The organism is Phenylobacterium sp. CCH9-H3 (assembly GCF_001557235.1).
Classification (GTDB): Bacteria; Pseudomonadota; Alphaproteobacteria; order Caulobacterales; family Caulobacteraceae; genus Phenylobacterium.
The window spans coordinates 1-16,584 of sequence record NZ_LSJI01000040.1 but is presented as its reverse complement, the minus strand read 5'-3'; the positions used below and the strand labels follow the sequence as shown (position 1 = coordinate 16,584).

25 protein-coding genes are annotated in these 16,584 nt (G+C 71.5%); 10 read left to right on the top strand and 15 right to left on the bottom strand.

Annotated features, from left to right (window positions below; all coding sequences use genetic code 11):
- Positions 1-61 precede the first annotated feature (61 nt).
- From AX721_RS03125 to AX721_RS03115, 3 genes are all read left to right on the top strand, one after another.
- Entirely contained in the window at positions 62-1,597 is a 1,536-nt protein-coding gene (locus AX721_RS03125; protein ID WP_068874577.1) for an ADP-ribosylglycohydrolase family protein, read from the top strand.
- Between the two features lie 28 nt (positions 1,598-1,625).
- The gene (locus AX721_RS03120; protein WP_068874575.1) at positions 1,626-2,516 is read left to right on the top strand and encodes a sulfurtransferase; all 891 of its coding nucleotides are present in this window, start codon (positions 1,626-1,628) and stop codon (positions 2,514-2,516) included.
- 117 nt (positions 2,517-2,633) lie between these two features.
- A complete protein-coding gene (locus tag AX721_RS03115; RefSeq protein WP_068874572.1) occupies positions 2,634-3,314 on the top strand; it encodes a PEPxxWA-CTERM sorting domain-containing protein in 681 nt (226 codons plus the stop codon).
- Between the two features lie 70 nt (positions 3,315-3,384).
- Here AX721_RS03115 and ruvC read toward each other — a convergent pair whose 3' ends face one another.
- The 4 genes from ruvC to AX721_RS03095 all read right to left on the bottom strand — a co-directional run bounded on the left by ruvC (position 3,385) and on the right by AX721_RS03095 (position 5,884).
- A complete protein-coding gene (ruvC, locus tag AX721_RS03110; RefSeq protein ID WP_068874570.1) occupies positions 3,385-3,894 on the bottom strand; it encodes a crossover junction endodeoxyribonuclease RuvC in 510 nt (169 codons plus the stop codon).
- A 64-nt stretch (positions 3,895-3,958) separates the two neighbouring features.
- Complete coding sequence (locus tag AX721_RS03105; protein ID WP_068874568.1) at positions 3,959-4,651, bottom strand: SHOCT domain-containing protein; 693 nt, start codon at positions 4,649-4,651, stop codon at positions 3,959-3,961.
- Positions 4,652-4,713: 62 nt separating this feature from the next.
- Complete coding sequence (locus AX721_RS03100; RefSeq protein ID WP_068874566.1) at positions 4,714-4,983, bottom strand: PEPxxWA-CTERM sorting domain-containing protein; 270 nt, start codon at positions 4,981-4,983, stop codon at positions 4,714-4,716.
- Positions 4,984-5,113: 130 nt separating this feature from the next.
- The gene (locus AX721_RS03095) at positions 5,114-5,884 is read right to left on the bottom strand and encodes a site-2 protease family protein (protein ID WP_068874565.1); all 771 of its coding nucleotides are present in this window, start codon (positions 5,882-5,884) and stop codon (positions 5,114-5,116) included.
- Between the two features lie 94 nt (positions 5,885-5,978).
- Between AX721_RS03095 and AX721_RS03090 the strand changes: the two genes are divergently transcribed.
- On the top strand, positions 5,979-6,602 hold the full coding sequence (locus AX721_RS03090) for an adenylate/guanylate cyclase domain-containing protein (protein WP_068874564.1): 624 nt from the start codon (positions 5,979-5,981) through the stop codon (positions 6,600-6,602).
- 51 nt (positions 6,603-6,653) lie between these two features.
- Here the strand turns inward: AX721_RS03090 and AX721_RS03085 are convergent, their stop codons facing one another.
- From AX721_RS03085 to AX721_RS28220, 7 genes are all read right to left on the bottom strand, one after another.
- A complete protein-coding gene (locus AX721_RS03085; RefSeq protein WP_068874562.1) occupies positions 6,654-7,130 on the bottom strand; it encodes a cupin domain-containing protein in 477 nt (158 codons plus the stop codon).
- Positions 7,131-7,140: 10 nt separating this feature from the next.
- Complete coding sequence (locus AX721_RS03080) at positions 7,141-7,722, bottom strand: TetR/AcrR family transcriptional regulator (RefSeq protein ID WP_068874560.1); 582 nt, start codon at positions 7,720-7,722, stop codon at positions 7,141-7,143.
- On the bottom strand, positions 7,719-8,138 hold the full coding sequence (locus tag AX721_RS03075) for an ester cyclase (RefSeq protein WP_068874558.1): 420 nt from the start codon (positions 8,136-8,138) through the stop codon (positions 7,719-7,721). Before AX721_RS03075 ends, AX721_RS03080 begins: the two co-directional genes overlap by 4 nt.
- 67 nt (positions 8,139-8,205) lie before the next feature.
- On the bottom strand, positions 8,206-8,955 hold the full coding sequence (locus AX721_RS03070; RefSeq protein WP_082765437.1) for a peptidylprolyl isomerase: 750 nt from the start codon (positions 8,953-8,955) through the stop codon (positions 8,206-8,208).
- Positions 8,956-8,988: 33 nt separating this feature from the next.
- The gene (locus tag AX721_RS03065; RefSeq protein ID WP_068874556.1) at positions 8,989-9,465 is read right to left on the bottom strand and encodes a nuclear transport factor 2 family protein; all 477 of its coding nucleotides are present in this window, start codon (positions 9,463-9,465) and stop codon (positions 8,989-8,991) included.
- A gap of 6 nt (positions 9,466-9,471) precedes the next feature.
- A complete protein-coding gene (locus AX721_RS03060) occupies positions 9,472-10,152 on the bottom strand; it encodes an EcsC family protein (protein WP_255355313.1) in 681 nt (226 codons plus the stop codon).
- 62 nt (positions 10,153-10,214) lie between these two features.
- The gene (locus tag AX721_RS28220) at positions 10,215-10,364 is read right to left on the bottom strand and encodes a hypothetical protein (RefSeq protein WP_231733242.1); all 150 of its coding nucleotides are present in this window, start codon (positions 10,362-10,364) and stop codon (positions 10,215-10,217) included.
- Positions 10,365-10,519: 155 nt separating this feature from the next.
- Between AX721_RS28220 and AX721_RS03055 the strand changes: the two genes are divergently transcribed.
- Genes AX721_RS03055 through AX721_RS03045 form a run of 3 tightly spaced genes read left to right on the top strand, consistent with a single transcriptional unit; the run spans position 10,520 to position 11,438 of the window.
- Positions 10,520-10,891 carry a hypothetical protein gene (locus tag AX721_RS03055; RefSeq protein WP_068874552.1) on the top strand — a complete coding sequence of 124 codons (372 nt, stop codon included), beginning with the start codon at positions 10,520-10,522 and terminating at the stop codon, positions 10,889-10,891.
- The gene (locus AX721_RS03050; RefSeq protein ID WP_068874550.1) at positions 10,891-11,163 is read left to right on the top strand and encodes a DUF5985 family protein; all 273 of its coding nucleotides are present in this window, start codon (positions 10,891-10,893) and stop codon (positions 11,161-11,163) included. The genes AX721_RS03055 and AX721_RS03050 overlap by 1 nt, the downstream gene beginning before the upstream one ends.
- Positions 11,160-11,438, top strand: a complete 279-nt coding sequence (locus tag AX721_RS03045) for a DUF5985 family protein (RefSeq protein ID WP_197422441.1) — start codon at positions 11,160-11,162, stop codon at positions 11,436-11,438. The genes AX721_RS03050 and AX721_RS03045 overlap by 4 nt, the downstream gene beginning before the upstream one ends.
- Before the next feature lie 78 nt (positions 11,439-11,516).
- Here AX721_RS03045 and AX721_RS03040 read toward each other — a convergent pair whose 3' ends face one another.
- Together AX721_RS03040 and AX721_RS03035 are read right to left on the bottom strand one after the other, a co-directional pair.
- On the bottom strand, positions 11,517-11,921 hold the full coding sequence (locus tag AX721_RS03040; RefSeq protein ID WP_068874548.1) for a metallopeptidase family protein: 405 nt from the start codon (positions 11,919-11,921) through the stop codon (positions 11,517-11,519).
- Entirely contained in the window at positions 11,914-12,480 is a 567-nt protein-coding gene (locus AX721_RS03035) for a hypothetical protein (RefSeq protein ID WP_068874546.1), read from the bottom strand. Before AX721_RS03035 ends, AX721_RS03040 begins: the two co-directional genes overlap by 8 nt.
- 131 nt (positions 12,481-12,611) lie before the next feature.
- Between AX721_RS03035 and AX721_RS03030 the strand changes: the two genes are divergently transcribed.
- On the top strand, positions 12,612-14,933 hold the full coding sequence (locus tag AX721_RS03030) for a PAS domain-containing sensor histidine kinase (protein ID WP_068874545.1): 2,322 nt from the start codon (positions 12,612-12,614) through the stop codon (positions 14,931-14,933).
- Here the strand turns inward: AX721_RS03030 and AX721_RS03025 are convergent.
- Entirely contained in the window at positions 14,930-15,442 is a 513-nt protein-coding gene (locus AX721_RS03025; RefSeq protein WP_068874544.1) for a DOMON-like domain-containing protein, read from the bottom strand. The two genes, AX721_RS03030 and AX721_RS03025, sit on opposite strands and share 4 nt — an antisense overlap.
- A 351-nt stretch (positions 15,443-15,793) precedes the next feature.
- Between AX721_RS03025 and AX721_RS03020 the strand changes: the two genes are divergently transcribed.
- Together AX721_RS03020 and AX721_RS28525 are read left to right on the top strand one after the other, a co-directional pair.
- Positions 15,794-15,979 carry a hypothetical protein gene (locus AX721_RS03020; protein ID WP_068874542.1) on the top strand — a complete coding sequence of 62 codons (186 nt, stop codon included), beginning with the start codon at positions 15,794-15,796 and terminating at the stop codon, positions 15,977-15,979.
- Positions 15,976-16,107, top strand: a complete 132-nt coding sequence (locus AX721_RS28525; RefSeq protein ID WP_255355302.1) for a hypothetical protein — start codon at positions 15,976-15,978, stop codon at positions 16,105-16,107. The genes AX721_RS03020 and AX721_RS28525 overlap by 4 nt, the downstream gene beginning before the upstream one ends.
- A 268-nt stretch (positions 16,108-16,375) precedes the next feature.
- Here AX721_RS28525 and AX721_RS03015 read toward each other — a convergent pair.
- A partial coding sequence (locus AX721_RS03015; protein WP_156466978.1) for a 2Fe-2S iron-sulfur cluster-binding protein occupies positions 16,376-16,584 on the bottom strand: 209 nt, incomplete at its 5' end.

The window sequence follows — 16,584 nt, the reverse complement described above, 5'->3', positions numbered from 1 at the left end:
GACTGGTAAGTGTGAATTGCACACTAAGTTAGTTCGAAACCGAGTCAACCGAGGTCCGGCCATGAGTGTCGCCTGTACGCCTCAAACGTTCCGCATCGACGCCGTCGCGCAGGGGCGAGGCGTGATCGGCGTCTGCGCCTGTCCCGGAAGCGGCGTGGCGACGCTGGAGGAGGACCTGCGCGTCGTCGCGGCGTTCCGGCCCGATGCGATCGTCACCCTGATGTCGGCGCAGGAACTGCGGCTGATCGGCCGTGCGGACCTGCCCGAGACGCTCGCCGGCCTTGCGCCCCAATGGCACCATCTCGTCCTGCGCGCCGGCGGGGCTCCGGACGCCCGCTTCGAGCGCCTCTGGGCCTATGCGGGCCACCGGCTGCGCGGCGTGCTGCGGCGCGGCGGGCGGGTGCTGGTCCACTGCGACACCGGCGGCGTGCGCGCCCGGTGGTTGGCCGCGAGGCTCCTGACGGAATTGGGCGTCCCTGCCGGCGAGGCGGCGGCGCGGGCGCACGCGCCGCGACTGGCGGCGGCGCTCGCCGTCGAGCCGCTTGCCGATCACCACGTCGCGGGACGGATCCTGGGGTGCCTGTTCGGCGGCGCCCTGGGGGATGCGTTCGGCTACCCCGTCGAATTCAAGTCGCGCGCCGAGATCCGCGAGGCTTTCGGCGCACAGGGCCTGGTCGAACCTCGCCTTTCGCGAGGCCGCCTGGTGGTCAGCGACGACACCCAGATGACCCTCTACACTGCCGACGGACTGCTCTCGGCCCTGGCGCTCGCCGGCGTGCGGCGCTCCGAGCAGGTGCTGGCCCGGATCCGCCACGCCTACCTCGCCTGGTTCCGCACCCAGCGGGAGGAGTTCGCCACCGGCGCGCCCGGCCTCAGCCAGCACCGCGAGATGTGGGCGCTGCGCGCACCTGGCAGCACCTGCCTTGGCGCCTTGCGCGGCGGGGCCCGCGGGACCATCGAAGCGCCCGTCAACGACTCCAAAGGCAGTGGCGCGGTGATGCGCGTCGCGCCCCTGGGCCTCGTCCCCGCCATCGACGCCGACGAAGCCTTCCGCCTCGCCCATGCCGCGGCGGCCCTGACCCACGGACATGCCGTGGCGCGCCTCAGCGCCGCGGCCCTGGCGAGCCTGCTGCGCGACCTGCTGGACGAGACGCCCATGACCTCCGCCCTCGAGCGCATGGAGGCCCGCCTCGCGCGGATGCCCGACGGCGGCGAGGTGCTGGCCGCGGTGCGCGCCGCCCGGCGCCTGGCCGGCGAGGGTACGGCGCCCGATCGCGCTATCGCGGCCCTGGGCCAGGGCTGGACGGGCGAGGAAGCCCTGGCGATCGGGCTCTACGCGGCGCTGCGGGCCGACCGGTTCGAGGACGCCCTGCGCCTGGGGGCCGACCACGACGGCGACAGCGACACGACGGCCTCGATCGCCGGCCAGATCTGGGGCGCCCTCCATGGCCTGGATCCGCTGCCGCACAGCTGGATCGCCAGGCTGGACGTGCTGGACCCGCTCTGCGACGTCGCGGCCCGCCTCATCGCCCGGGCCCAGGCGCCGGCGCCGCAGGCCGTTGCCGCGGGGGCTTGGATCGGGCGCCAGAGGGTCTAGCCTGCCGGGGTTCTCGGAGGCTCACGCGATGCGGCTTTTTCTGGCGGCGATGCTGGCGCTGGCGCTGGTCCAGCCGGGATTCGCGGCGACGGCGCGGGAGCGGCTCGTCGTGGAGCCGGCGTGGCTGGCGGGGCGTCTGGGCGATCCTGCGCTGGTGGTCCTGCAGGTCGGCGACCGGGCCGGTTACGAGGCCGGCCACATCCCTGGCGCGCGCCTCGTGAGCCTGGCCGACTTCGCCGCGCCGCCGAGGGGCCCGGACCCGCTGATCCTGGAACTGCCGGAGGCGGAGGCGCTGCGCGCGCGGCTGGTGGCGCTGGGCGTGACCGAGCGATCGCGGATCGTGGTCGTGCCCACGCGTGAGGGCGTCCAGTCGGCGACCCGCGTCGTGTTCACCCTCGACGCGGCCGGGCTCGGCCGGCGCACCGTGCTCCTCAACGGCGGCGCGGCGGCGTGGGCGGCTTCCGGCGGCGCGCTGTCGACCGAGGTTCCGGCGCCGCGCCCCGGCCGGCTGCGGCCGATCCGGTTCAAGCCGCTGGTGGTCGACGCCGACTTCGTGAAGGCCCACGCCCGCCGGCGCGGCTATGCGGTGGTCGACGCCCGGACCCCGGAGTTCTTCTCCGGCGCCAAGACCGGCGGAACGGCGGCGCGGCCGCACAAGGCCGGCCACATCGCGGGCGCCCGCAGCGTGCCGTTCGCCGAGGTGACGACGCCCGACCTGAAACTGGCCTCGCCCGAGGCCATCGCGGCCCGGTTCGAGGCGGCCGGAGTGAAGCCGGGCGACACCGTCATCGCCTACTGCCACGTGGGTCAGCAGGCCACCGCCACCCTGTTCGCCGCTCGCACGCTCGGGCTGGACGTGCTGCTCTACGACGGCTCGTTCGAGGACTGGTCGCGGCGGGATGGGCCGGTCGGCAAGTAGCTCGACAAAAAACGCGTTACCCCAGGAACCGCCGCCGTTTCCTCATGGTTACCCATTCGCTGTGACGCGTGCGCTTGCGGGCTCTCCCTGCCTGCCGGCCATTTGGGGATACGACGGATGTACCTGAAACCACTCTACGCCCTGATGGGCGCGGCGGCGATCGCCATGGCCGCCGGCTCCGCAAACGCCGCGGTGACCTTCGTCGGCTACCAGGCCGACCTGAACGCGGGCGAAACCCTGGTCACCGACTTCGACGGCGCCGCCACCCTGGGCGATCTCGTCTTCGGCGGTCCGGGCTTCTCGTTGGTCGGTGACGGCGTCCTGTTCACCGGCTCGGCCGCCAAGCTCAGCGCCGCCCCGGCCCTCTCGCCGGCCAGCTGGGACGAGACGCAGTATCTGAGCATCCAGAAGAACCAGAGCGTGACGCTGGACACGCCGCTGCTGAGCTCGATCAGCTTCTACATCGGCTCTCTCGACCGCTTCAACAGCTTCACCTTCAACCTCGCCGACGGCACCAGCCAGGTGGTCACCGGCGCGATTCTCGCCGCCCTGCCGGGCATGGACGCCAACGGCAGCCAGACCTCGTTCACCACCAACGGCCGGCTGACCTTCAGCTTCGACAGCGCGATCACCGCGGTGACGATGGCCTCGGGCAACTATTCGCTGGAGATCGGTGACATCGGTGCGATCTTCGCTGGAACCGCGGTGCCGGAACCCGCGACCTGGGCCATGATGATCCTAGGCTTCGGCGGCGTCGGCGCGCTGATGCGCCGGCGGCGCGCGATGGTCTTCGCCTAAGGCCTGGCTGCAGGATCGGAAAGGCGCCGGCCTCCAGAGCCGGCGCCTTTTTCTTTCCGCCTGCCGCCGGTCAGGCCACGCGTCGCGCGGTTCGCGCGTGGGCGTGGGCGATGGCCACCGCCAGGGCGTCGGCCGCGTCGGCGCTGGTCTTGCCGGCCGCCGGCAGCAGGCGGGCGATCATCCAGCCGACCTGGGCCTTGTCGGCGCCGCCCGTGCCGACCACCGCCTTCTTGACCACCGTGGCGGCGTATTCGGCCACCGGCAGGCCCGCGCGCGCGGGCACGATCATCGCCATGGCCCGGGCGTGGCCCAGCTTCAGCGCCGACTGGGCGTTGTTGTTCATGAAGGTCTCTTCCACCGCCGCCTCGTCCGGCGCGTGGGCGGCGATGACGGCCTCGATCTCGGAAAACAGGCAGAGCAGGCGCTCGGGGAACGGCAGGCTGTCCTTCGGGGCGATCACGCCGTGGGCGACATGGCTCAGCCGCGCCCCTTCGCACGCGATCACGCCCCAGCCGGTGCGGCGCAGGCCGGGGTCCAGGCCCAGGATGCGGACAGGGGGAAGGCGAATCGGAGCGTTCATCGTCTGTTCCGGCAACATGCCCGAATGACGAAGGGCTTGGAATGGTGAAGAGAGGGTGAAGGCCTCAGGCCCGGCCGAGGATCTTGGCCTTCATCTCCTGGAACTCCGCATCGTTGATCGCGCCCGAATCCAGCAGGTCCTTGGCCTTGCGGATCTCGTCGACCATGCGGTCGCCGCCCCCGCCCGGTCCTGCGCCGTCGCCCGCCCCGATCGTCACGCCGCCGGAGGCCGCCCGGGTTTCCTCCAGGCCGCGCACGCGCCGCTTCTCCTCCCAGGCCTGCTCCTCGTACTGGGCCTTGGCGTACATGGCCGAGGCCGCCTCGCTGGGCACGCCATCCACTGCGATGCCGGCGTGACCTAGCAGCAGGCTGTCGAAGGCCAGGTTCGAACCGCAGATGCTGTCGAGGATGTTCTGCTCCAGGCGGGCGTCCTTGAGGTCCTTCCATTGCATGTCGGCCATCCTGAAGCCGCCCAGCAGCCCGCGCTGCACCGTCAGGATGCGGCTGGACGTGATGGCGATCACCGTGCGGCGCTTGAAGAGGGCGAAGGCGCGATGCTGGATCGCGCGCGCCGTCACGGTCTCGCCGGTCATCAGGGTGCGGTCGAGGGTCTCGTTCGCCTTCGCGGCCCGCTCCGAGGCGCCGAGGAACACCAGGGCGGCCCAGATGGCTAGCGGGATCAGGCCGACCCCCAGGCTGAGGGCCACGATCAGCAGCCAGATGCCGATCGCCTGTCCAAGGCTGATGACGCCCTTCATCCGACCCTCCCCGACCGACCGTCCGCGCCGCTATCGGGCGGCGGTGCGCGCCTCAAGCGGGATCAGAGATGACCCATGGCCCGGCGGCGGCGCAGGATCTGGCCCGCGGCGCCGAAGCCCACGATCATCATCGCCCAGGTCATCGGCTCGGGAACCGAGCCGGCCAGGTGGTAGAGGTTCTCCAGGCCCGCGGCGGCGGGATGGGCCGGCTCCGCCGTCAGCGGCGAGTCGCCTTCGGTGGTGAGCGGCTGGTCGTAGACCTCGACCGCATGGCCGGCGGTCGCGAAGAGGAGGCCGGCGGCGACGGACGCTGCGGCGACTAGGCGTTTCATCAGTGAAGCCCCGATATGGCTCGTCCCGCGACCCGTGCCCCGCAGAACGTGTTCGATATGGCAGTAGCCCACCCGCGCGCCGCTCAGCAACGGATTGCGCCTGTGAGGCGAAACCGCGGTCAGCGAATCCTCAGCGCCAGAAATGGAAGGCGTCCCAACCCGCCTGCATGGCCTCGATCGGCACGCCCAGGGCGGCCGCCAGCACCACGGCCACGCCGAACAACAGGTCGCTGAACCCGGGCACGAGGAACACCGCCGCCAGCAGCAGCAACAGGGCGACGCCCTCGGCCTTGCGGATCGCCGGCGCCCAGGACCGGGGCATGAACGGGCGGATGGCGTTGAAGCCGTCCAGGCCGGGCAGGGGAAGCAGGTTCAGCACCAGGGCCGTGGCCTGCAGGAAGGCCAGCATGGCCAGGGCGGCGAACAGCGGGCCGTGCGCGGCCGCGGGGGGCCAGAGCCCGACCGCCGAGGCGAGGAGCAGCAGCACCAGCAGCGTGGCGCCGGGACCGGCGAGCGACGCGGCCGCCCGCCAGCCGGGGCCCCGCATCAGGTCGTTGCGCAGATAGACCGCGCCCCCCGGAAAGCCGATCCCCCCCAGCGCCAGGGCGATCAGCGGGATCACCAAGCTGGTGCCCAGGTCGCCGTAGCGCCGGGGATCGAACGAGAGGTAGCCCTTCTCCCGCACCGTGTGGTCGCCGGCCAGCCAGGCGACGCCCGCGTGGGCGAACTCGTGCGCCATCACCGCCAGGACCCATCCCGTCATGATGAAGGCGATGGTCAGCGGCGTCTTTCCGGGCGGCCCCAGGACTAGCGCCGCGCCGAACGCCAGGAAGGCGGCCAGCAGGCCGAGGCCGATCATGTTGTTGGGCGGGGCGGCGGGTTTGGCCGGAACAGCGGTCATGGCTCCATGACATAGTCCATGACTCGCCCGATGCGAGCCTCGCCTTGACTCTCGTCCGGCCCCGCGTTGCCATCGTACGGCCTGGGGAGGCGTCATGAACCACGTCGTGCTGGAGGCGGCCGAGCCGCTCAACACGCGTGAGCGGCTGAACGAGCTGCTCTCGCAGATCATCGACCATCCGGAACTGCGGGTGGAGATCTCGGAGACGATCGAACGCGAGTTCACCCAACGCCGGGCGGTGCTGGTGCTGGACATGAGCGGGTTCTCGCGCACCACCCAGGTGCACGGTGTGGTCTCCTTCCTGCTGATGATCCACCAGATGCGGCTGCTGGCGGTCCCGACCATCGAGGCGTGCGGCGGGACGCTGGTGAAGGCCGAGGCGGACAACCTCTATTGCCTGTTCGAGGACGTCGATCAGGCGGTGGCGGCGGCGCGCGAGATCATGCGCCAGCTCAACACCGTCAACGTGCTGCTGCCCGCGACCCGGCGCCTCTACGCCTCGATCGGCGTCGGCTTCGGCGACATCCTCGTCCTGGGCGGCCACGACCTGTTCGGCGACGAGGTGAACCTAACGTCGAAGCTCGGCGAGGACGTGGCCCAGGGTGGCATGATCCTGCTTACCGAGGCGGCCCGCGCCGAACTGCCGGAGATGGTGAAGACCACGCAGGAACGCGCCAGCATCTCCGGCCTGGCCCTGACCTATCACGCGGTGGTCTAGCGCCCCGCTTCCCCCGCGAGCGGGGGAATCCCAAATCGCGGCCGCAGTCGCCTAGCCCCGATGGATCGGGTCGATCCAGGCGACGCCTTCGGGCGTTTCCGCGGGCTCGATCTCCAGGTTCACCACCACCGCCTCGCTGTCGGACCTCACCAGGACGCAAGACAGGGTCTCGTCGGTCGAGGCGTTGATCTCCTGGTGCGGGACGAAGGGCGGCACATAGATGAAGTCGCCCGGCCCCGCCTCGGCCACGAACTCCAGATGCTCGCCCCACCGCATGCGGGCCCGGCCCGAGACCACATAGATCACGCTCTCCAGGGGGCCGTGGTGATGCGGGCCGGTCTTGGCGTTGGCGTGGATGTGGACGGTTCCGGCCCAGAGCTTCTGGGCTCCGGTTCGGGCGCGGTCGATGGCGACGGCGCGGTCCATGCCGGGCGTGGTCGCGGCCGCCGGGTCCAGCTGGTCGCCACGAACGACGCGCACGCCGGAATGCTTCCAACCGTCCTCGGGGACCTGCGGCGTCTCGCTCATGCCCGGAACGCTAGCCTCTCCGCGCGGCCTCCACCAGGGCGCGGATCATCCAGCGGCGGACGCGCGCCGCCTCGGCGTCGTCCAGCTGCAGCACATCCTTGAAGACCACCCGCGTCTCGATGCCCAACAGCAGCGGCAGGGCCTTGGCCAGCAGGTCCAGCCGGTCGGGCGCCAGCGGCGGGTCGGCGCCGGCCAGGGCGGCGGCCACCAGCGGGCTGCGGCGGTTCTGCCGAACCGGGGTCTCCCCGGGCGGCTGCTGAACGGTCCGGGCCAGCAGCGCCCGCAGCGGCGCCTCGTTGGCCAGCACCAGGGCCGACAGCGCATCGTCCAGCTTCTCCACCCGCGCCAGCACGTCGGTCGACGGCTCGTCGCCGAAGAGAGCCTCGGGGGTCGGCGTATCCATGTGGACCGCAGCCTCGGACATCAGGGCGTCCAGGCCGGGAAAATAGCGATAGGCCGTGGCGCGGGAGACCATGGCCGCCTCGGCGATCGCCTCGAAGCTGGGCGCGGCGGCCTCGCGGCTCAGCCGGACGGCCGCGTCCAGCAGGTCCTTGCGGGTGCGCAGGCGCCGGTTGGCGCGCGCCCCGCTCATTGCGGCAGCTGCTGCAGGATCGCCGCCAGGTCGATCCAGACGTTTTCGCGCTTCATCCGGCCGTCGTCGGCATATTCCACCACGTGCAGCAGCCGGAACGTCAGCGGCCGGTCGCGGCCCTCCAGGCCGAACGGCCGGCCCGGCGCGCGGCCGGTCCAGACGCTCTCGTCCACCAGGAAGTCCTCGCCGTAGAGCCGGCGGACCGTCGAGATCCGCCCGTCGGCCAGGTCCGCGAACAGGCCTTCGTAGAACCCCCGGGCGCCGTCCGGCCCCACCGTCGGACCCGTGGGCGAGCCCACGATGTCGTGCTCGCAGTCGGGGGTCAGGGTCGCGAGCACCCCGGCCACGTCGTCGGCCTGCTCATAGCCGAAGTGCTCGTCGATCCGGGCGTCCATCTGAGCGCGGGAAAGGGCCATGCGCCGCCTCCATCATCCAATGGCGGCGCTATAAATGAGACTTGTGTCTCAAATCAAGACGAAAATCTCAGTTAGAAGCGGGTGAAGGTTCGGCCGCCGCCGGCGGCGGGTCCGGCGATGCGGGAGGGGGCGGCGCAGGCGTCGGCGCCGGCGCGGGGGTGGCGACCCGGGAGACGCGGGTGATGCGGACCGGCTGCTTCAGGATCTCACCCTTCATCGCCCCTTCGCCCTTGTTGGGGTCCACCGGCAGGGCGATGATCTTCTTCACCACGTCCAGTCCCTCGACCACCTGGCCGAAGGCGGCGAAGCCGGGCGAGCCCCGGGGATTCTTAGGGTCGGCGTCGAGGTAGCTCATGTCGCCCAGGGTGATGAACCAGTCCGACTGGGCGGTCCCCGGCGCATGCCGGCCCATCGAGATCGTGCCGTCTCCGTGCTTGAGCCCGGTCTTGGCCGTGGACTCGTGGGCGATGGGCGGCAGCACCTTCTTGGGGTCGTTCTGCAGGCCGCCCTGGATCGAGCCGTAGTCGGTGGCCGTGTAGCCCGGCGGCCGCGAGGCCCGGTAGAAGGTCGCGCCGTTGAACAGGCCGCGGTCCACGTAGCGCAGATAGTTGGCCACGGTGATCGGCGCCTTGTCGGCGTAGAGCTCCACGACGATGGCGCCCTGGGCGGTCTCGATCTTCACGCGGGGGTTGGGCTTGGCGGGCGGCTTCGGCGTCGGCGTTGCGGCGGGAACGGCCGGCGCAGGCGCCGGCTGGGCCTGGGCGGTGGCGGCGAAGACGGCGGCGGCAGCGAGCGCGATCAGGGTGCGGCGGAGCATGGCGTTGAGGTTAGCCCCAGGCGCCGGCCTGCGTCATCCTCCGCGGCACTTCACGAAAGTGTCGGTCTTGCCGGTGGCCCGCAGCCGTCCGCCCGCCAGCACGATGGTCTGCAGCCGCGAGGCGCAGAGGCGCCGGACGCGGCCGTCCGTCTCCACCCTGGATCCCACCCGCGCCAGCACCCGGGCCGAACGGCCGTCGGGGGCGATCTCGATGCGGGTCACCTCCACCGCCTCGCGGGCCTTGCCGCGCATCCGTAGAGCCTGGGCGCGGGCCTGCGCCAGGGTCGAGGTTCCATAGGGCACGGGCGGCTTGTCGCCCACATAGGCCTGGTCGGTGAAGCGCGCCTCGGGGGTGAAGCCCGCGAAGAAGCGATCGTGGTCGTCGGTGTTCCAGGCCGCCTGCTGGCGCGCCACGAAGGCGCGGACCGCCGTCTCGGTGATTGGCGTCTGCGCCTGCGCTGCGCCCGCGACGAAGGCGAGCAGGAGGAGGCTGGGGAGGGCGGCGCGCATGAGGGCCTAACGCGCGAGCCAGCGCATACGGTAGCCGTTCATGGCGGTGTCGCCCAGCCGCTCCAGCAGGCGCCAGTTCACGAAGGCCCCGATGGGCGCCCCCACCACGGGGATCATCTGGGCCAGCTTGGCCAGGTCGATGTAGTCGCGGTACTCGCGCTGGAAGGCGCGCCAGTCGAAGTGTTCGAAATCGGCGGGGTGCTCTCGCCCGTCCCAGTCCTCCAGGCCATGGAACACGGCGGCCCGGTGCTCGGCCGCCGAGAAGGCCAGCTGGAAGAGCTCGAGGATGTAGAGGCGCTCCTCGAACCGGTCGGACGGATGGCCGTAGATCGCGGAGAGGTCGAACAGCAGCTTGATCTTGATGACCAGCAGCGCGGGGAAGTCGGCCAGGGCCAGCCAGAACCCGCCCGCCCCGGCCACGCCGCCTTCGACGGCCGCGGTCTTCCGGTAGGAGTCCAGGGCGGCCAGGGCGCGCCGGTCGCGCTGGGCCAGGGACTCGCCGATCACCGGCCGGGCGGTCGTCATGTCGGCGCCGGTGAGGATGGTGCGCGTCATCCGCTCGACGACGGCGGTGATGGCGGCGTGCGCCGTCTCCGGAATGATCCGGTTGATCCGTCCCTGGACGCCGCGGGCGGCACGGTCCAGCGGCCCCGGCGGCTTCAGCATGCGGCTGCGCCAGTGGCTCACCTCGGCCCGGGCCCAGGTCTCGTAGGCGTCGTCCGTGACGCCGGCGGGGGGCGTTGAGCGGACTATGAGGACGTCACCAGTTGCAGGATCCAGGCGCCGACCGCGGTCAGCACGGTTCCCGTCAGCCAGCCCCGGACGAAAGCTCCGTTGCGCTCCCACCAGATCCGGCGCGCACGCATGCGCTGGGCCCGATCGACCTTTCGTCTCTGCATGATGTTCCGTTCCCCCCGACTGGCGTCGTTCTAGACCACCGGACCGCGGGCGGTCGAATCCCGAACCGATCGACGACATCCCGACCTTAGGGGTTGATCCGCAGGCGCGAAGCTATAGCTTCCGGCGCGTCGGGGGGGTCGATCCGGAGACGGCGTTGTCGGACGACCCAGAACTCGCCGCCTTTGCGCGCGAGCACATAAGATCCGTCTGGGCGGTCGAGCTTCTGCTGCTGCTCCGGCGGGATGTCGAACGCTGCTGGGCGGCGGATGATCTGGTGCGCGAGCTGCGCGCCAGCAACAATCTCGTGCGCGACAACCTCGCGCGGTTCCAGACCAGCGGCCTTGCCGTCCAGGACGACGACGGGTGCTGGCGCTATTCGCCGGCCAGCCCGGTGCTGAACGAACTGGCCGGGCGGCTGGAAGCCGCATATCGCGAACGGCCGGTCGCAATCATCAACCTGATCGCCGCGCCGCCCGACCCGATCCAGGGCCTGGCCGATGCGTTCAAATGGCGGGGAGACAAGTGATGGCCGCGTTGGGGCCTTCCCTGGTGTACGCGCTGTGCCTTGCGGCCAGCCTCTGGTGCGCCTTCCTGTTGCTCCACGCCTGGCGTCAGACCCGGTCGCGCCTTCTGTTCTGGTCCGCTCTCGGCTTCGTATTCCTGTCGGTCAACAACCTGTTCCTGGTCGGCGACCTGGTGCTCTTTCCGCAGGTGGACCTGTGGCCCTTGCGGCAGGCTGCGTCCGGCTTGGCGGTCGCCGTCCTGCTCTATGGCTTCATCTGGGAGGCCGAGCGTTGAGCCAGCCCGATCCGATCGTCGCGGCCTTCGCGGCCGGCGCGCTCACCCTGGGCCTGCTGGCGGTGGGCCTGTTCTTCCTGAAGTTCTGGCGGCGCACGGGCGATCGGCTCTTTCTGGCCTTCGCCGTCGCCTTCGCCCTGCTGGCCCTCAATCAGGCGGCCCCGAGCCTGGCCAGGATCCCCAGCGAGAACCAAGGCTATGTGTACCTGCTGCGCCTGGCCGCCTTCCTGCTGATCATCGCCGCCGTCCTGCGCAAGAACTTCGGCCGGCGCTGAGGCCCTGGAGCGCAATCCGCCGAAGTGGAAGCCGGTTCGGCGATCAGATTGCGCTCAAGGTCAAGGAGATGGAAGACTCTAGCCGCTGGCCTCGATCAGGTCGATGTCGCCGTCCGAGAGGCCGAAGTGGTGGCCGATCTCGTGGACCAGCACGTGGGTGACCAGCTCTTCCAGCGTCACCTCGCCGTTCTCGGCCCATTCGTCGAGGATCGGACGGCGGTAGAGGAACACCCGGCTGGGCTCCGCGGCGGCGGCGAACACCGACCGCTCCGCCAGGCTGATCCCGGAATAGAGGCCGGTGAGGCCGAACGGATCCTCGATGCCCAGCTCGGCCAGTACGTCGTCCGGCGGGAAGTCGTCCACGCGGAACACCACCTCGCCGGCCATGCGCCGGAAGCCTTCGGGCAGGGCGGCGAACGCGCGCTCGGCCATCTCGGCCAGGTCGTCCAGGGAGGGCGCGCGGCCCACGGTCACGTCACTCATCCGGCATCACGATATGCGGGGCCTCGGGCGGGCGCACCTCGAACAGGCCGATGTCCAGCGGCTGCTGCGGCTTGGTGGGCCTGAGCGGCGTGCGGGCGATGGCGCGCAGGGTGTCGGGGTCCAGGTCCTGGCCCTTGCGGCGCGCCTGACGGGCCTGGGGCGCCTCCAGCGGCCGTTCGGCCGTGCCGATCCGCCAGTAGGAGACGGTCAGCCGCCACACCGTCCGCGGCGGCTTCGGCGGGTCGGGCCAGCGGCGGCCGTCGGCGAACGAGGGCTCGACGGTCCGGGGCCTCGGCGATCCCTCGGCCACCTGCTCGATCAGGCGGCAGTAGCGGTCCTCGGCCTCGGGCATGGCGCCGGTGCGCTCGTCCTCCACCCGGCCGGCGTAGGCGTCCAGCGCCGCCTCGCGGGTGGCGAAGGCGGGACCCACCGGGTCGGTGGCGAAGACCACGGCCTCCCCGGCCCGGCGCCGCGCCTCGCTCTCGCGCGCGGCCCGGCCCAGCGGCCGCGAGAGCGCCTGCTCGGCATTGGTCGCCACGGGGTAGAGGATGGCCGTCATCGGAGGCATTCTCGCCCAAAGGCCACGGGCTGCCCAGGGGAGCAAGAGGGGGCGGGGGCCGCGACGACGCTGCAGGTGCGGCCGGGGGCGGCAGGCCGTAAGCTCGGGCTCAACGATTCGCCGGGGCGTCGATGAGTGCGCGCGAACTGATGCTGGCGGCGGCGGCGGGGGCGATCAGCCTGGCCATTTCCGCCGTCCTCTGGGCCTTCGCCCAGCGCCGCGCGGCCGATCGCCGGGTCGCGGGCCTGAAGGCGCGCATCCGCCAGCTGGAGGTGGGCGCCGAGACGGCCCAGGCCTCGGCCGAGGCGTTCGATTCGGCCCTGCTCGCCGTGGAGGACGGCCAGGCGCTGCTCGCCTCGGGGGAAGAGAGCCTCGCCGTCTGCTGCACGGCCCTCGGCCTGTCGGTGCACGACCCCCAGTACCTGCTCAACGCGCTGATGCGCGCCGATCCCGATCACGCCCGCCGCCTGCGCGGCCTGTTCGAGCGGGGCGAGGCCTGCGCCTTCGAGGTCAAGGGCCCCGCCGGCGTGGTGACGGTGGAGGGCCGCGCCGCCGGCGCCCTGGCCTGGCTGCGGGTCTCGGCGGTGCTGGGCGAGGACCAGGGCCTGCCCACCGCGCCGCGGTTCGCCGCCTTCCTCAACGCCCGGTCCTGCCCGGCCTGGATCGCCGCCGCCGACGGCTCGCCCGTCTGGGTCAACGCCGCTTGGCTGAAGGCCGTGGACGCCGCCAGCCTGGACGAGGCCGCCCAGCGGGGCGTGGCCTTCGACAAGGGCGCCGACGCCATCGCCAGCGAGGCGGCCAACCTCGGCCAGCGGCGCGAGGCCGTGCGCTGGCTCTCCTTCGGCGGTCGCCGCCGCGCCTTCCTCATCGCCGCCCAGCCGCTGGAGGGCGGCGGCGTCGGCGTCTGGACCGACGACCTCACCGACCTGGAGGAGGCGCGCGAGGAGACCCGCCGCAACATCGAGGCCCACGACGAGACCCTGAACCGCCTGGACGACGCCGTGGTGATCTTCGACGGCGCCAAGCGGCTCAGCTTCCACAACACCGCCTTCGCCGAGCTCTGGGGCCTGGAGCCCGCCTGGCTGGCCGAGCGCCCGACCCACGGCGAGATCCTCGACCGCCTGCGCCAGCGCCGCCGCATCCCCGAGACCGCCGACTACGCCAAGTGGAAGGCCGCCGAGCTCGACCGCTACGAGAAGCTGGAACAGCAGCCGGACGACATGTGGAGCACGCCCGACGGCCGCACCCTGCGGGTCGTGCGCCAGTCGCACCCCCTGGGCGGCCTCCTGCTGCTCTTCGCCGACATCACCGGCGAGCTGAAGATGAAGGCCCAGTACAACGCCCTCATCCAGGTGCAGCAGGCGACGCTGGACAAGCTGTCCGACGCCGTCGCCGTGTTCGGCTCGGACGGCCGCCTGCGCCTGCACAACGAAAGCTTCGAGCGGTTCTGGAACATCACCCCGCTGCAGATCGAGGCCGCCGGCGACTTCGAGGGCGTGGTCGAGCTCTGCGTCCACAAGCTGCACGACATGGTGTTCTGGAAGGACCTGAAGGGCCGGGTGGCCGATCCGGACCCCATGGCCCGCATGCCCATCACCGGCGAGGCCCAGACCTCCGACGACCGCACCGTCGAGTACCGCACCCGCCCGCTGCCGGACGGCGCCACCCTGGTCGCCTTCACCGACGTCACCGACGCCCGCCGGCTGGAAAGCGCCCTGGCCGACCGCGAGCAGGCCCTCAGCGAGGCCGAGCGGCTGAAGCGCGACTTCGTCGGCAACGTCTCGTACGAGCTGCGCACCCCCCTCACCACCATCATCGGCTATTCCGAGCTGCTGGAGCATTCGGGCGACGGCCTCACCGAGCGGGCCAGGGGCTATGCGGCGGCGGTGAAGTCGGCGGCCACCCAGCTCGCCCGCTCCATCGACGACGTCCTCGACATGGCCCAGATCGACGCCGACGAGATGGCCCTGGACCTCGTGGACGTGAATGTCTCCGACCTGCTGATCGAGGTGGCCAGCCGCTGGCGGCCCGAGGCCGAGGCCGGCAAGGTCTCGATCGTGCTGGAGCGGCCGGACAACGTCGGCGTCATCCGCGGCGACCGCCGGCGCCTGTCCCAGGTCCTGGACCACCTGATGGAGAACGCCATCGGCCAGACCCCGGCCGGGGGCGCGGTGACCCTTGCGGCCCGCAAGGCCCTGGGCGAGGTGCAGCTGCAGGTGTCGGACACCGGGCGCGGCATCCCCTTCCACGTCCAGGCGCACATCTTCGACCGCTTCATTGGCCGCGAGCGCGGCGGCCCGGGCCTGGGCCTGGCCCTGGTCAAGGCCCTCACCGAGCTGCACGGCGGCTGGGTGGCCCTGGAGAGCGAGCCGGGCGCGGGCGCCACCTTCACCTGCCACCTGCCCGAAGTCGCCACCGCCGTCAGCCAGCCCGAGCTGGGCTTCGCGACCTAAAGGGCCAACACCCGGGTCTCCGCCCGATGGAAGTCCGGCCGCCCGGGCGGATGGGCCAGCGCCCAGTACGACAGCCCGCCGTCGGCCGCCTCGATCACCGCCGTCAGCCCGATCCGCACCGGTCCCTCCGAGGGCAGGTCGAGCGCCACCCGGACATCCAGTTCGCCGGCGCCCGTCTCCACCTCGATCCGCGGCGGGTCGATCTCCAGCGGCGCCATGCCCTGCCGGTAGCCGTCGAACCGGTAGGCCGCCCACCGCCCGGACGGCGCGACGTTGAACTCCAAGTACCCGTCGCCGCCGAAGCTCACGAAGGCTTCGAAGCAGGTGTGTTCCCACAGCCCGTCCGCCCGCGCCGGGCGGGCCGGCGGCGGAACGACGAGGGCGCCGAGCGCGCCGGCCAGCCGATAGCGCAGCGCCAACGCAGATCCGGTCGCCCGCACGGCCTCCGTCTCGATGGCCTCGACGGCAGGGCAGGGCGTGGCCGGATGACAGGTCAGCACTCGCCGCATGTTTGGCTCCCAGGCGTGGACCGTCACCTTAGCAGGCCGCCCACGGAAGGCGACGGACCGGCGGGCGAACAGTAAACGCTAGCGTATCACCCGAGCAATTACTCGCGAACAGCGCCGCTGAACGCCATTGCGAGCCATCAACCACAAATATAAATCCGCCCTTTTATTTTCAGACTATTGAATTACGGCGGCGAACTCCTAGCTATAAGAGGCAGAAAGACCGTGCTATCCCGCGTACTCACGCCGGCCGGCCCGTTCAGGAGTTTCCGGTGTTCATCCTTTCGGCGCTTTGCGTGCTCGTCGCCGCGGCCATTCCCCCCGCCTTCGCGCTCTTCGGCCGTCGGTGAAACCATGAGCGCCGGTCCCACCCCCGAAGCCCTGTCGCGTGAGAACGCCTACCTCAAGGCGAGGGTGGCGCAGCTCCAGTCCGAGGCGGCCGACCTCACGGCCGAGGTCAACCGCCTGCGCCAGGAGCGCGAGCGGCTGCACGGGCGTCGCGCGGCGCGGGCGCCCGATCCCCTGGGCGGCGGCCAATGATCAACATCCTGGCCATGGTCCTCCTCGTCATTCCCATGATCGCCCTGGGCGTCGTCTGCATCGTGCTGGCGGCCCGGGCGAAGCGCGACGAAGCCCGGATCCGCCCGAGGCTCGAGCCCCGGCCATGAGCCCACGGGCGGTCAGGGTCGCGGCCTTGGCCCCGCCGACGTGGCCATCACCCACACCTTCGAGCCCGTCGAACTCGTCGGCTTGACGGTAACCAGCGTGGAGGCGCCGCCGAACTAGGCGATCGGGCAGGGGCGGCGGCATGCGCTCAGCCTAACCCAGCCGCGCCGTGGGACCAAATATAGAACGATCTCTTCGCGCGCCATGGCCCGCCGGTGAAGGCGGGAGTGATCGGCGAGACGCTGACGTCGGCGGTCGGCCGGGCGCCGCTTAGTGCTGGCTCTCGGGCATGGTCACCTTCAGGCCGTCCAGCTCGTCGGTGACCTTGATCTGGCAGGATAGGCGGCTGTTGTCCTGCACGCTCTCGGCGAAGTCGAGCATCGACTCCTCCATGCTGGACTTGGTCCCGGTCTTGGCCAGCCACGCCTCGTCCACATAGACGTGGCAGGTGGCGCAGGCGCAGGCGCCGCCGCAGTCGG